Genomic DNA, 14,403 nt, shown 5'->3' with positions numbered 1-14,403 from the left:
CATTTTCATTCCGTAATTGTAATATAATATTTGCTATTTTAATCATATTTTAATTATGTATTAATTAATTTTGAATTATTTATGTGTATTATAGTAGTTGCTAGAATAAAATATAGTAATAAAATAAATGGGAGATGTAAGATGGAATTATTAATAGGAATTATTGTATTTTTTATATTTATAGTTGCAGCGCTAAATATAGGGATTGTGTTATTTAAAATAATTTTTACAATCCTAGGAGCAGTGATTGGTTTTTTTCTTATAATGTTGCTGATACCTTTGGGTATAGGAATTTTGCTTATTCCGGCAATAATTATAGGAGTAATAGTGGCGATTGTTAAATGTATACAGCTTATATTTTAAATAAACATAAGTAATAAGACTAAACAGGGTTGTTTTACAAGTTGATTTTTACAAATATATTGACAAAATTGAGATTTTTATGTATAGTTTTACATATGAAAAACAATAATATGTAAAGCGATGAAAAGAAGAGTAATTTATAAATCATGACAAAGAGAACTGGGGTAGGTGGAAGCCGGGGATTGATTTATAAGTGAACATGGCCTTGGAGCTTTGTACCCGAGCAATTGTTAGGGTAGGACGGTTGGTATACGTTATAATACATGGTCTACGACCTATTGAGACACATATTGTGAAATATGTGCAAAAAAGAGTGGTAACGCGATATTTCGCCTCTTAGCTTATGCTAAGAGGCTTTTGTATGCCCTGCATGACTTGACCCAATTTGTTCGAGCGCTAGCGAAGTACAAATTGCTGGTAAGTCAGCCGCAACGAGCACCAAATTTGTGCGACGCAAGGAGCAGACAAATTTGTGTTGCGAGACTGTGAACCCCATTTTTCAGAGCGACTGTGTATGCCCTAACCAAGATGAATATATAATCAGGAGGAAATAATGAATAAAGGAAAATATTATTTAACAACAGCAATTGCCTATACATCAGGGAAACCTCATATTGGAAATACATATGAAATAGTTCTTGCTGACAGTATAGTAAGATTTAAAAAACAGAATGGATATGATGTATATTTTCAAACAGGAACAGACGAACATGGACAAAAAATACAAATTAAGGCTGAGGAAGCAGGAAAAACTCCACAGCAGTTTGTTGATGAAGTAGCAGGAGAAATAAAACGCATTTGGGATTTAATGAACACTAGCTATGATAAATTTGTTCGTACAACTGATCCAATGCATGTAAAAAAAATACAGCAAATATTTAAAAAACTCTATGATCAAGGTGACATATACAAGGGATATTATGAAGGATGGTATTGTACACCAGATGAAGCATTTTTTACTGAATCACAGCTTGTAGACGGCAAATGCCCTGATTGCGGCAGAGAAGTACATATGGCAAGAGAAGAAGCTTACTTTTTTAAAATGAGCAAGTATGCAGATAGACTCATGAAACATATTGAAGAACATCCTGAATTTATTCAACCGGAAGCACGTAAAAATGAAATGATAAATAATTTTATTAAACCGGGTTTGCAGGATTTGTGTGTATCAAGAACATCATTTAACTGGGGTGTCCCTGTAACATTTGATGAAGGTCACGTGGTTTACGTATGGATTGATGCACTGAGCAACTACATTACATTCCTTGGTTACGACCCGGATGGAAATCACAGTGAACAATATAAAAAGTATTGGCCTGCTGATGTTCATTTGATTGGTAAGGATATACTTCGTTTTCATACCATTTATTGGCCTATTCTTTTAATGGCTTTAGGAGAAGAACTTCCAAAACAAGTATTTGGGCACCCTTGGCTTATGGTTGGAGAAGGTAAAATGAGCAAATCAAAAGGAAATGTAATTTATGCTGATGATTTGGTAGATTTTTTTGGGGTTGATGCTGTAAGATATTTTGTTTTGCATGAAATTCCTTTTGCAAGTGATGGCACGTTGACATATGAATTGTTAATAGAAAGAATAAATTCGGATTTAGCAAATATACTTGGAAATTTGGTAAACAGAACAGTTACGATGACAAACAAATATTTTAATGGAGAAATATTGCCCCCTACAGAACATGAACCTATTGATGATGAACTCATGAATCTCGCCCTTGACACACCTTTAAGAGTTGAGAAAAAAATGGATGAATTGAAAGTAGCTGATGCCATTGATGAAATTTTTACGCTTCTCAGAAGAAGTAATAAATATGTTGATGAAACTCAGCCGTGGGTACTAGGCAAAGATGAAAATAAAAGAGCCAGACTTGGAACAGTTTTATATAATTTGTTAGAATCAATAAGAATAGCAGCTGTTTTATTAGAACCGTTCTTACCAGAAACATCAGGAAAAATAATGAAACAAATTAATTCTGATAAAACTGATTGGGAATCATTGCTTGAATTTAATGGAATCGAACCTGGCAAGAAAGTAGGAACACCTGAAATTTTGTTTGCAAGAATTGATACAGCTAAAAAAATGGAAGAAATAAATAAAACAATTGAAGCTAATGGAATACAAACAGCTACTGTGGAAATAAAAACTATTGATGCTAAAGAAGAATTAAAAGATGAATCAAAAAAAGAAAATGAAGATGAAGATGATGGTTTAATTTCAATAGATGATTTTGCTAAAATAGATTTGAGAGTTGCAGAAATAGTAAAAGCAGAAAAACACCCTGATGCAGATAAACTTTTAATACTTCAGTTAAAACTTGGGGATGAAATCAGACAGGTGGTTTCAGGAATTGCAAAATATTACGAACCACAGGATTTGATTGGAAAGAAAATTGTTATGGTTTATAATTTGAAACCTATTAAATTAAGGGGTATTGATTCTAACGGAATGATATTGGCTGCACAAAAAGGTAAAAAATTAACACTTATATCAACACTGGAAGAAATTTCGGACGGAGCGAAACTTTCTTAAGAACAATTGATTTATCGATGGAAAAGTAATAAAATATAAACAAAGAAGGGATTGTGCAAATTGTATAATCCCTTCTTTTAATTATTTTATTATTTTCTAAACTTCTTTTTTCCACAATCCGTGAAGGTTGCAATATTCATAAGCTTCAACTACTTCATCGCCTTCGGCTAAGGCGAAAACTGCTACCGGCTGTTCACCAGGATCTAAGCATTTTCTTTGAACTGTGTTTTTAGTTACAAGGTAAATCCATTGAATGAAATGTTCAGGAAGCATTGGGTGTGCTACACTTCCTACTTTTACAGTTACTTTATTTCCTTCTATTTCTATTACAGGAACATGCTTTTCAGTGGCTGCGTCAACTGTATTTGGAAACAGTTCTTTCATTTCTTTTCCGCAACATACTAGTTTTCCGCCGCCATCATTAATCAATTCCACTAAATTTCCGCAAGTTTTGCAAATATAAAATTTTCTTTCGTTACACATGTTATACCTCCCAATAATTTAATTAATCTAACCCTAACTGTATACCCCAAAAAACAGTTTCTAAAACATATACTTTTAATTTATTCTGCTTTCTTAATACTCATTTTTAGAGCTATTAAACTTACCATTGCCATAGCAATAGCCATTGCTCCAATGTTTAAAATTGTATTTACTCCTGTTTCAAGAGCTAAAAATATATCATCTTGAACTAATGCAAAAATTGTTTGATACAACCCAAGTCCCGGTACTATCGGTATTACTCCTGGAAATATAAAAATCGTTGCAGGCATTTTAAATTTACGGGCATATATTTCTCCCATAAAAGCAACAATTGTTGTCCCCAGAAAAAATCCAAGTTTTATACTTCCATTGTTTATGCAGGTAATATATATAAAGTAGCCTATGGATGCAGTAAGTGATGAGAGTATCAATGTTTTTTTAGGAGCATTCATTATTAATGCAAAAAATAGAGATGCTGTAAAACAATATATTATTTCTAAAACAAACTTAATAATCATAACTTCCTCCTATGCTACTAATATTCCAAATGAATATGCCATGTAGATAATTACTCCAGCACCTGTAGCGAGTGATGCTGCCACAAGAAGAGCTTCTGTACTTCTTGCTATACCTGAGATTAAATCTCCCCTTATTGTGTCACGAATTGCATTAGTCATTGCAAGACCGGGAAGCAACGGCATTATGCTACCGACAATCACATGTTCATAATTACCCATTTCCGAAATGGAAGTTATTGTAATAGCTATGAATGCTATTACTAAACCTGCTACAATGCTTGAAAAAAACTGATAAGAATGAAGATTTTCAAAGTTTCTGATTATTGATGTAACTAATATTCCTGTCAATAATGCAATAATAAATTCAAATATTCCACCGCCAAAGAGCACTGTAAAAAATGCAGATGAAATTCCTCCGTAAAACAAGGAAAATCTATTTGTAGTACCTTTATCATTTTTAATAAATTCCAATTGAGTTAAGGCATCATCTAAGGTAATGGAATTTTGAGAGATTTGTCTTGAAATAGTGTTAACATCATTGAGCTTTTGTAAATTAATTGTTCGGTTTCTTATTCTTTTTACTATTGTATTGTTTTCATTACCATCAACTGATATTGTTATATAAAATCCTGTTGGAGTTGCAATTGCTTCTACCTCTTTAACATTAAAAGCTTTGCATATAAATTTAATCGTTTCTTCAGCACGGTAAGTTTCCCCTCCGTTTTCCAGTATAATCTGTGCTGATAATTTAATAATTTTTAAAAGCTTTATTGCGTTTATTTCCAAAATATCACCTTGCATAATAAAAATATAGATAAGTTTATTATACAACATCCTTTCCGGGTTAGTTTCTATAGAATAATTTTTATTGATTTAATATTAATATATTTTACCCTTATTTTTCTGCAATGTCTACCAGTATATTAAATTTAATGTTTCTGAGCTTAACAGAGATACACAGAACATTATTTATTACATATAATGAGCATGAATATATAAAATCTAAGGAGTGATTTGTTTTTATGTACAATAATAGCTTTAATAATAGATATGATAATTATAATCAAAAGCCATATATGGCCAGAAACATGATGGTAAAAAAAGCAGAAATACCTGTTCAGCAACCAATTATTGATGATACAATTGCTGATACAAAAACGGGATATTTAACAATAGGAGCATTTACTGCATTAGGGGCTCTTCCTGTCCCAAATGCTACGATAACCGTATATGAAACTTTAGAAAACGGAGAACAATTAACACATGCTGAATTATTGTCAGATGCGAATGGCAGGGTGCCGGACATTGAATTGCCTGTAAGATATAATCCACTAGATCCATATATGAGCCCTGAATATTATTTTACGCCTTATAACTTAAGAGTGCAGGCTAGAAATTTTTATACAGTTAATGTTATGAATTTACGAATTTTTCCAGGTATAAAAACTTCTTATAAAATTGACATGATTCCTGTAATTGCAGGCGAATCAGGTGCTCCTGAACAGACATTTATCATCCCATCAAGCCCTATCGATGGTTTAAACGACTAAAAAGATACATATGAAATAAATCAGCAATTTATATTGCTGATTTATTTCAATTTACAATTAATTAAAATATAAATTGATTTTTGTATTTGATATAGTTTCTCTAGTTAAATTACGATTTGGATATTTTCCATATTACGCCGGTATTAGGTAATGTAAAATTCGGGTTCATAGGGATGGAAATTCCGTAGTCTAAAACATACATTGCGCCGTCAGGTCCAAAAACAACATCCCAAGGTCTTTCAAATCCTCCTCCTTCTGTAAAAGAAGCTCCAAGTCCAGATCTGTTAATGGCAAAAACACTTTCACTCCCATCTTCCATATTAATTCTTAAAATTCTTCGTCCTACCCCCGGCAGAGGATATCCACCTGTACTAATTGGAGAAATACTGCCTGATTCGGCTACATAAGCATCCCCATATGGTCCAAAATCACAATTGTAATTAAAATCAAATCCCCTTGCACCTGAGTGAGGTTCAATAACAGTGAGTGGTTTTGGCGGAATCATAGGGTGTTCTGCCATCAAAAATTCTGGCTGAGGGCCAACATCTGGTCTGAATTGTGGCAATGTGACCGGTAATCCTGCAGTATAATCAGGAAATCCATACCAAACTCCTTGTTTTATCAGTAAAAATTCATCAGGAGAATCTTTAATAGGTCTGCTTCCCCTGTCATCATAGCCATTATTTGTTGTATACAATCTATTGAATCTGTCAAAATTTAATCCATAAGGTAGTGTAATACCCCATGCATACATTTCAAGATTCGCACCATCCAAATCAGCTCTTAGTATGCTGCTGGTTGGTCTTAAACTTGCGTATGCCATTGCATTTGGGCTGGTAGGTAAACCAAATGGACGAAATGCTCCGGTAAACGCATAATCATTTGGTGAATATGATAAGAAGTTATATGTTACAAAATTTTTGCCGGTCAACTTAATATCTTCTGCAGGAAAATCACGAAAAAGCGGATACTGAGCAACCCAAAAATTATCCATTCCAACAACACCTGAATTAGTTGCAGCACCAATACCAAAGTACATTTTTCCATCTGTTCCGAATACTACTTGGCTGCATTTATTATCTCCTTTGGTTGGAAGACCGGTTAATAAGTTAAGTTTTGTGCCATCAGCTTTAATAACAGTTATTACGCTATCATGTGTAACATATATATCTCCGTTAAGTATATTAACCCCTGTAAGGGGAACATTAAAGCCTTCTGCTATAACTTCATAACCATTTTTAGTAAGTCGCATAACTCTTGCATTTCCATCCAGTTCTCCAGATTCCCCAACGATGATATCACCATTTTCATCAAATACCATGCTTATAGGTGCATTTAAACCTTGAGCAAAAACTTCTATAGCGTAGCCAGGTAATAAATATATATCTAAAGGGTTAAGATATCTTTGAGTAACATTAGGTTCATTAACACTCATTTTTTAACCTCCATTTATTAATATATAAACAATATATTCCTAATAATACTGTTAGTTACTAAATGATTATTGAAAAGTTAACAGCACAATTGAATTATTGATATTATAGTTATAAATATTATGTAGTTCATATTTTAAATGTGAATTTATTAATTGAAATAAATGATTTTATAAATTTTTGATGTGCAATCATATAAATCATGGTATAATACTGTAAATATGCAGGAGGAATAATAAAAATAATGAGAGAAAAGGAAATTAAGGTTCTCAATATCGATAAAGATGAAATTGAAAAAAAACTCATAAAAGTTGGAGCTATTCTTGTAAAGGATGAAAATCAAATTAATTACAGATTTGATACAGAAGAAGGATATCTTAAAAAAACATACAATGGTTATTTAAGAATTAGAATAGTTGAGAATTTATTAACCGGTAAAACTAAAAATGTTATGACTTTTAAAAAAAGCATAAACAGGGATATCCTGAGAGTTAATGAAGAAACTGAAACGGAAATTTCTGATTGGAAAAGTGCTGCAAAAATATTGGAAGTGCTTGGCTATAAGCAAAAAAAACCGGGATTTAAACATCGCAGATCATATGTTTACGATAACATTTTTTTTGAAATTGATACGTGGGATGAGAGCACATACTCAAAGCCTTATCTTGAAATAGAAATGTCCTCGGAGGAAGATTTAGAAAAAGCGATTGTTCTTTTAGACCTGGATAGAAATCAAATTACCACAAAATCAATTGATGAGCTTAGGAAAGATTAGAGAGTTTTAGCAATATAAAACAACTTGCAAATTTTCAATAATATGTTATAATTGATTAAAAATTTGTCTTGTATCTGCTAGCAGAACGAGAACAGGAGGATATATGAATAAAAATTTAAAAACAAGCAAACTCACATTTTTGGGAGTTATGCTGGCACTCACTATTGTTTTTGTTGCCTTGACGGCAATTCCCACAGCATCTGCATCCATGGCTCTTTTGATTTTTTTGCCAACAATAATAACAAGTATTATACACGGACCTAAATCCGGAGCTGTCATGGGATTCCTTGCAGGATTTGTTACTTTGCTCAGAGCTTTATTAGCTCCGGCATCACCTCTAGACTATCTTTTTTTAAATCCTTTAGTTGCAATTTTACCAAGAATTTTTATTGGGGTAGTTCCTTATTATGTCTATGTTGTTTTTAAAAAAGTAATTAAATCCAAGACAGCATCTTTATTGATTGCAGGAGCATCAGGTGCTCTTACAAACACAGGGCTTGTAATTTTCATGCTTTATCTTATATATAGTGAAGATGTTGTAAAATTAAGCACAGAATTTGGAATAGGTACTACATTTGCAGCATTTGCAATTTTCCTTGTCACAACAAGCGCATTGATAGAATGCTCTGTAGCAGGAATTGGTACTGCAGCTGTAGTTAATGTTTACGATAAAATTAAAAAATAGGGGTAAATTAAATGATTTTGGTTGTTGATATAGGAAATACCAATATAGTTGTTGGAGTTTATGATGACGATAATATTGTGGGAAGCTGGAGAATGGTCACCAGAAGTGAAAAAACATCTGATGAATATGGTATTTTCATATTAAATTTGTTAAATTACAACAATATTAGTCAAAAGGATATAAAAAGCGCAATAGTTTCCTCAGTTGTTCCTAATGTGATGCATTCATTTGAAAATGCATTGAAAAAATATTTTAAGATAGAGCCTATAATTGTAGGACCTGGAACAAAAACTGGCATTACAATATCTACGGACAATCCACGGGAGGTTGGTGCTGACAGAATCGTTGGTTTGGTAGCAGCATATCATATGTATGGAGGACCGCTTATAGTAATAGATTTTGGCACTGCCACAACCTATGACGTATTAACTGATAAAGGTGAATTTAAATATGGAATAACATCTCCCGGCATTCAAATTTCAGCCGATGCATTGTGGCAAAAAACAGCCCAGCTTCCAAGCGTTGAATTAAAAAAACCTAGTTCAATTCTTGCAAAGAATACAATTACAAGCATTCAGGCTGGCTTGGTTTACGGTTATATTGGACAAGTGGAATATATAGTCAATAAAATAAAAGAAGAGATGCACATTGAAGACATGAAAGTTGTTGCAACAGGAGGATTAGGCAGATTGATGGCTGATGAAACACAGGCAATAGATGTTTATGACTCACAGCTTTTATTTAAAGGGTTAAAAATTATCCACGACAAAAATATTAAGAGTAATTAAAAATTATAATAATTAAAGGATGGGATTTGTGTATAATGCAAATCCTATTTTTTTAATTATTTTTTTAATTAATTAAAAAATAACTTTTAAATTTTTAAAATTGTGATATAATATAAGAACAAATGTTCGAAAAGATTTCGAAATGGAGTTGGTAAATTGGGACAGATAATAATGCATGTAGATGTAAATTCGGCCTTTCTAAGCTGGACAGCAGCATATGAAAAACAAATTGGAATTGAAAGAGACATACGGAATGTACCTTCTGTAATAGGAGGAAACGAAGAAAATCGTCATGGAATTGTTTTGGCAAAGTCAGTGCCTGCAAAAAAATATAAAATACAAACTGGAGAATCATTGTTTGAAGCAAGGAATAAATGTCCTAATTTATTAATAGTGCCTCCTGATTACAGAGTGTATGTAAAGGCAAGCAAAGCTTTGAGAGAATTTTTTAAGTCGTATACGCCGGAGGTACAAATTTTCAGTATAGATGAATGTTTTTTGCGATTTACAGATATAAGCAGAGAAGAAGCAGTAAGTCTTTCTTATGAAATTAAAGACAGTGTTCGTGAAAAGTTTGGATATACAGTCAATGTAGGTGTTTCGACAAACAAGCTTCTTGCAAAACAAGCCGGGGATTTGGAGAAACCTGATAAATGCCACACGATTTTTGTTGATGAAATAAAGGAAAAACTGTGGGTTCTTCCTGTTGAGGATTTGTTTATGGTTGGAAGAAGGACAAAACCAAAGTTGAATAAGTGGGGAATTTATACCATAGGAGATTTAGCAAACGCTGATTATCAATTAATATCGTCCGTGTTAAAATCCCACGGAAGAATGATATATAATTATGCATGGGGAAGAGACAATTCGATTTTTAAGGCAAAGGATCCTATTAAGAGCGTTGGAAATAGCAGCACATTGAAATTCAATGTCACTGACAAACAAACAGCACATGTCATATTGCTTAGTTTGACTGAAATGACAGCATGGAGGCTGAGAGAAGCAAACATGAATTGCAGGGTTGTAAGTGTGAGCATAAAAGACAGTAGTTTTGGGTATGCAGCAAAACAAAGAAAGCTTATGTACTTTACGGATTGTACAAGGGACATATATATGAATATTTGCGATTTGTTTGATGGGTTATGGGATAAAAGACCAATCAGGCAGCTTGGAGTTTCTGTATCTGATCTCGAATATTCAAATATAAAGCAAATAAATATTTTTCAGGATGAACTAAGCGTAAAAAATGAAATTCTTGATAAGGCTGTAGATAAAATAAGGGCTAAATATGGGGATGAATCAGTAATCAGAGGGGTATTTGCCAACAGTGATTTTAAACCTCTCTTAGGAGGATATCCCGATGATGATTATCCAGGCATGGGAAGTATTTTATAAAAGGTGAGAATATGAAAATTTTAAATGAGCCCATAAAAGTAATGGCAGTATTTAATACTGACGGTAAAATCGAGCCGGTAAAATTCAGGTTTGAGGACAAAGTTGTAAGAGTTGAAAAAATAATGAAAATTTACGAAGAAAACATTGTTGGAAATACAAGACTTGTTTTCGTATGCCTTCATAACGAGAAGGATATCTTTGAACTGAAATATGAACTAGACAGCAAAACATGGTATCTTTTTAAAAAATGAGCACATGCAGCTGTTCGTGTTTATCTAAAAAAAGAAGATGCAGATGATTTTACGAGAAAATATATCTGTATTGTAATAAAAAAGATATGATGATATAATAATTCGTAATTGTAACTTAAGAGGTGAGCTTGTGAACGATGTAAATATAATGGCAGTAAATGCTAAAGATGATGAAAATTCAATGAATAATTTAATAGCACAATATGAGAATTTTATATTGAGATGCGCATCTTCAGCAGCTCGCAGCTATATTTCCAAAAGTGATGATGAGTGGTCTATTGCATTGGCAGCTTTTACAGAAGCAGTAAAAAACTATTCTTCCGATAAGGGCGGTTTTTTAAATTTTGCAGAATTGGTAATAAGAAGGCGCATTATCGATTTCATAAGGAGCAAGTCAAGGTATGCTCCTGAAATTTCTGTAAATCCATCATTGTTTAGTACTGATACAGTGGATGAAGAAGATTATTCTATGCAGTCGGAAATAGCCCAAAAAATATCAGCAACAGGCGATAATTCTATAAAGTTGGAAATATATCTTGTTAATGAAGTTTTTTCTGCATATGGATTTTCTTTTATGGATTTGTCGGAATGTTCTCCAAAGACTGAAAAAACAAAGAGAGCTTGCGCCAAAGTTGCGGCATTTTTGATTAAAAATCCTATATTGACAAGTGAAATGAAAGTTAAAAGGCAATTGCCGTTAAATATAATTCAAAAAAATACAAGAGTACCCCGTAAATTGCTGGAGCGTCATCGAAAATATATAGTAGCAGCAGTAGAGATAATGTCGGGAGACTATCCTTATCTTGCAAGTTATATGCGATACATTCGTGAGGAGTTAGAAAAATGAGAGCAGTAATAGTTGAAATTAAAGGAAGCAATGCAGCAGTTATGTCTGATGATGGTCGTATATCTAAGATAAAAAACAAGAATTACACCATAGGACAGGAAATAACAATAAAAAATAATAATTATATTAAATGGGTAGCTACTATAGCCGCTGTTGTAATGCTTTTTGCTACACCGGCATGGGCTTATTTGACACCATATTCATATGTGAGCCTTGATGTAAATCCATCCGTTGAGTTTTCTATAAACAGATTTGACAGGGTTTTAGAAGTTAAAGCTGTTAATGACGACGCAGAGGAAATTATAGAAGAAATAAACGTTGGAAGACTAAAAAATAAAGAAATTCAGGAAGCTGTAAGAAATGTAATAAGTGAATTGAAAAATCAAGGATATATTGTTGAAGGCGAAGAAGGTGGCGTAGTAATTGCTGCTTCAAGCAAGAACGAAGAAAAAACAAATGATTTGGCGGCAGCACTTAGAATTGCTGTGCATGAAGAAGTAAAATCAAAAAAAGAAGGACCTGAAGATTTTGAAGATGATGAAGAACTTGAAGAACTTAAAGAATCTGAAAAGCAATCCAAAGAATCGGAAGTGGATGTTGAAGTAATAGGAGTAAGTCAAGAAAAAGTTAATGAAGCAAAAGAACGTGGAGTTACACCTGGCAAAATGAACTTGCTGGAAAAGCTTAAAGAAAGTTCAGAGAGCCCAGGTGATTTTGATGTGGAAAAATGGCTGGATAAGCCGGTTAAAGATATAATGAAAGCAACAAAAGAAAATAATAAAGCAGCAAAGCAAGAAAATAAAGAAAATAAAGAAGAGGAAATTAATGTAAATGGCAATGGAAATAGAAATAACGATGCCATTACAGAGAAAAACAATGATTGAACTAGGTGTAAGCAATTTAACAAAAATGTTTGGTGTAGATAAAATATTTGAAAATGTAACATTTGATGTTAAAACAAAGGATAAAATCGGCTTAATTGGACGAAATGGCACTGGAAAAACAACACTTATTAAAATATTAGCTGGGTATGAAAATTTTCAAAATGGACAGCTGAACAAACGAAAAGGATTAACAATTGGATATTTGGAGCAAATACCAAATTATGATGATGAAAATACAGTGTTAGATGTTTTAAATGAAGCTTTTAGTAATATTGAAGAAATTAAAATTCAAATGGAGCAAATTGAAAAAACATTTGAAAGCTTAAAGGGTGAAGAACTGGAATTAGCAATAAAAAAATACAGCAATCTCCATGATTCATATGAAATAGCCGGAGGATATAACAGCAAAGAGAAGTTATATAAGATTTTGCAAGGCCTAGAAATTTCAGAAGACATGCAAAGCAGAAAATTTAATTTGCTGAGCGGCGGAGAAAAAACAAGAGTAATTCTTGGGAAAATTTTATTGGAAGAGCCAGATCTTTTATTGTTGGATGAACCGTCTAATCATTTAGATATTAAGTCGGTGGAATGGCTGGAAGAATATTTAAATGTATATAAGGGAACTATTGTAATGGTTTCCCATGATAGATATTTTCTTGATAGAGTTGTTAATAAAATTGTTGAACTAGAGCAAGATGGTGTGCAAATTTACGACGGAAGTTACTCAAAGTATGTAGCTGAAAAAGAACTGCGTTTTCTGCAGGCTATGAAAGAATACGAAAGTCAACAGAAAAAAATTAAAAAAATGGAAGAACAAATACAAAGATATCGCATTTGGGGAGAAATGCGAGACTCTGATAAAATGTACAAAAGAGCTAAGGAATTAGAAAAAAGGCTTGAAAAAATCGAAAAAATAAATAAACCAATAGTGGAAAAGAAAACAGCTGATTTTCATATGGACGTTGTTGCAAGAACAGGCAAGGAAGTAATAAGAGTCAACAACATAAGCAAGACATTTGAATCTAAAAAGCTGTTTGATAATTTAAGCTTCACTTTATTCTACAAGGATAGCATGTGCATATTGGGAGAAAATGGAACAGGAAAATCAACTGTTTTAAAAATAATATTAGGTGAAATAACAAGTGATGGCGGGGAGATTAAAATAGGCTCTAATGTAAAAATCGGATACTTACCTCAGGAAGTAAGCTTTGACAAGAAGGATGTATCTATTGTTGATTATTTTTCATATTATTATGGAATATCCCTTGGAGAAGCAAGAAAGGAATTGGCTAAAATATTATTTACAGGTGAGGATGTTTACAAGCATATAAGCACATTGTCCGGGGGTGAAAAGTCAAGATTGAAGCTGGGAATGCTCATTTATGAAAATGTAAATACTCTCGTACTTGATGAGCCAACTAATCATTTGGATATAGAATCAAGGGAAGTTTTGGAAGAAAACTTGATAAATTATGAAGGTACAATACTTTTTGTATCTCATGACAGGTATTTTGTTGATAAAATCGCGACATGTATTGGAGAAATAGAAAACAAATCATTTAAAATTTACGATTTCGATTATGAGGGATATAAACAGGAAAAGCAAAGAATTTTAGAACAAAAGCAAGATGTTTTCATAGAAGCAAAAGCAGAAAAGGCAATTTCACAGAACAAAGAAATTTATTTAAAGAAAAAGGAAGAAACAAGAGCAGCGGAAAAGGCGAAGAGAGATTTGCAAAAACTTGAAAACAACATATTAGAAACAGAAAATAAAATAATAGAACTTGAAAAAATGTTAAATACCACTTCTGCTGAATGGGACTTGGACGAATATAACAATAAATATAATGAGTATATGGAATTAAAGGTAGCAATAGAAAAAATGT

General features: G+C 32.5%; 15 protein-coding genes and 1 other annotated feature. Of the genes, 11 read left to right on the top strand and 4 right to left on the bottom strand.

Annotation, left to right across the window (positions count from 1 at the left end; all coding sequences use genetic code 11):
- Window positions 1-141 precede the first annotated feature (141 nt).
- Entirely contained in the window at window positions 142-363 is a 222-nt protein-coding gene (locus tag SA378_RS05190) for a hypothetical protein (RefSeq protein ID WP_318524923.1), read from the top strand.
- A gap of 111 nt (window positions 364-474) precedes the next feature.
- Window positions 475-703 (top strand) — a binding site (T-box leader).
- 213 nt (window positions 704-916) lie between these two features.
- Window positions 917-2,908: a methionine--tRNA ligase gene (gene metG / locus SA378_RS05185; RefSeq protein ID WP_318524922.1), complete on the top strand. Its 1,992-nt coding sequence runs from the start codon at window positions 917-919 to the stop codon at window positions 2,906-2,908.
- A 96-nt stretch (window positions 2,909-3,004) separates the two neighbouring features.
- Here the strand turns inward: metG and SA378_RS05180 are convergent, their stop codons facing one another.
- From SA378_RS05180 to SA378_RS05170, 3 genes are all read right to left on the bottom strand, one after another.
- Window positions 3,005-3,391: a desulfoferrodoxin gene (locus SA378_RS05180; RefSeq protein ID WP_318524921.1), complete on the bottom strand. Its 387-nt coding sequence runs from the start codon at window positions 3,389-3,391 to the stop codon at window positions 3,005-3,007.
- Between the two features lie 80 nt (window positions 3,392-3,471).
- Window positions 3,472-3,909 carry a threonine/serine exporter family protein gene (locus SA378_RS05175; protein ID WP_318524920.1) on the bottom strand — a complete coding sequence of 146 codons (438 nt, stop codon included), beginning with the start codon at window positions 3,907-3,909 and terminating at the stop codon, window positions 3,472-3,474.
- A gap of 9 nt (window positions 3,910-3,918) precedes the next feature.
- Window positions 3,919-4,695: a threonine/serine exporter family protein gene (locus tag SA378_RS05170; protein WP_318524919.1), complete on the bottom strand. Its 777-nt coding sequence runs from the start codon at window positions 4,693-4,695 to the stop codon at window positions 3,919-3,921.
- A 236-nt stretch (window positions 4,696-4,931) separates the two neighbouring features.
- On the opposite strand from SA378_RS05170, the gene SA378_RS05165 reads away from it, so the two are divergent.
- Window positions 4,932-5,459: a hypothetical protein gene (locus SA378_RS05165; protein ID WP_318524918.1), complete on the top strand. Its 528-nt coding sequence runs from the start codon at window positions 4,932-4,934 to the stop codon at window positions 5,457-5,459.
- 109 nt (window positions 5,460-5,568) lie between these two features.
- Here SA378_RS05165 and SA378_RS05160 read toward each other — a convergent pair whose 3' ends face one another.
- The gene (locus SA378_RS05160) at window positions 5,569-6,894 is read right to left on the bottom strand and encodes a hypothetical protein (protein WP_318524917.1); all 1,326 of its coding nucleotides are present in this window, start codon (window positions 6,892-6,894) and stop codon (window positions 5,569-5,571) included.
- Window positions 6,895-7,136: 242 nt separating this feature from the next.
- Between SA378_RS05160 and SA378_RS05155 the strand changes: the two genes are divergently transcribed.
- The 8 genes from SA378_RS05155 to abc-f form a co-directional block, all read left to right on the top strand.
- Window positions 7,137-7,667 (top strand): class IV adenylate cyclase, encoded by a 531-nt coding sequence (locus SA378_RS05155; RefSeq protein WP_318524916.1) that lies wholly within the window; start codon window positions 7,137-7,139, stop codon window positions 7,665-7,667.
- 103 nt (window positions 7,668-7,770) lie between these two features.
- Window positions 7,771-8,352: an ECF transporter S component gene (locus SA378_RS05150; protein ID WP_318524915.1), complete on the top strand. Its 582-nt coding sequence runs from the start codon at window positions 7,771-7,773 to the stop codon at window positions 8,350-8,352.
- 11 nt (window positions 8,353-8,363) lie between these two features.
- Window positions 8,364-9,140 (top strand): type III pantothenate kinase, encoded by a 777-nt coding sequence (locus SA378_RS05145; RefSeq protein ID WP_318524914.1) that lies wholly within the window; start codon window positions 8,364-8,366, stop codon window positions 9,138-9,140.
- Between the two features lie 156 nt (window positions 9,141-9,296).
- Entirely contained in the window at window positions 9,297-10,535 is a 1,239-nt protein-coding gene (locus SA378_RS05140; RefSeq protein WP_318524913.1) for a DNA polymerase IV, read from the top strand.
- Window positions 10,536-10,546: 11 nt separating this feature from the next.
- Entirely contained in the window at window positions 10,547-10,786 is a 240-nt protein-coding gene (locus tag SA378_RS05135; protein ID WP_318524912.1) for a hypothetical protein, read from the top strand.
- 130 nt (window positions 10,787-10,916) lie between these two features.
- The gene (sigI, locus tag SA378_RS05130; protein WP_318524911.1) at window positions 10,917-11,633 is read left to right on the top strand and encodes an RNA polymerase sigma-I factor; all 717 of its coding nucleotides are present in this window, start codon (window positions 10,917-10,919) and stop codon (window positions 11,631-11,633) included.
- The gene (locus SA378_RS05125) at window positions 11,630-12,517 is read left to right on the top strand and encodes an anti-sigma factor domain-containing protein (RefSeq protein WP_318524910.1); all 888 of its coding nucleotides are present in this window, start codon (window positions 11,630-11,632) and stop codon (window positions 12,515-12,517) included. Before sigI ends, SA378_RS05125 begins: the two co-directional genes overlap by 4 nt.
- The coding region (abc-f, locus tag SA378_RS05120) for a ribosomal protection-like ABC-F family protein (RefSeq protein WP_318524909.1) at window positions 12,465-14,403 on the top strand (1,939 nt) is incomplete at its 3' end. The genes SA378_RS05125 and abc-f, both read left to right, overlap by 53 nt.

The organism is Sedimentibacter sp., from assembly GCF_033447055.1.
Taxonomy (GTDB): domain Bacteria; phylum Bacillota; class Clostridia; order Tissierellales; family Sedimentibacteraceae; genus Sedimentibacter.
The sequence above is the reverse complement of the archived record's forward strand: the minus strand, read 5'-3'. Positions and strand labels throughout refer to the sequence as shown.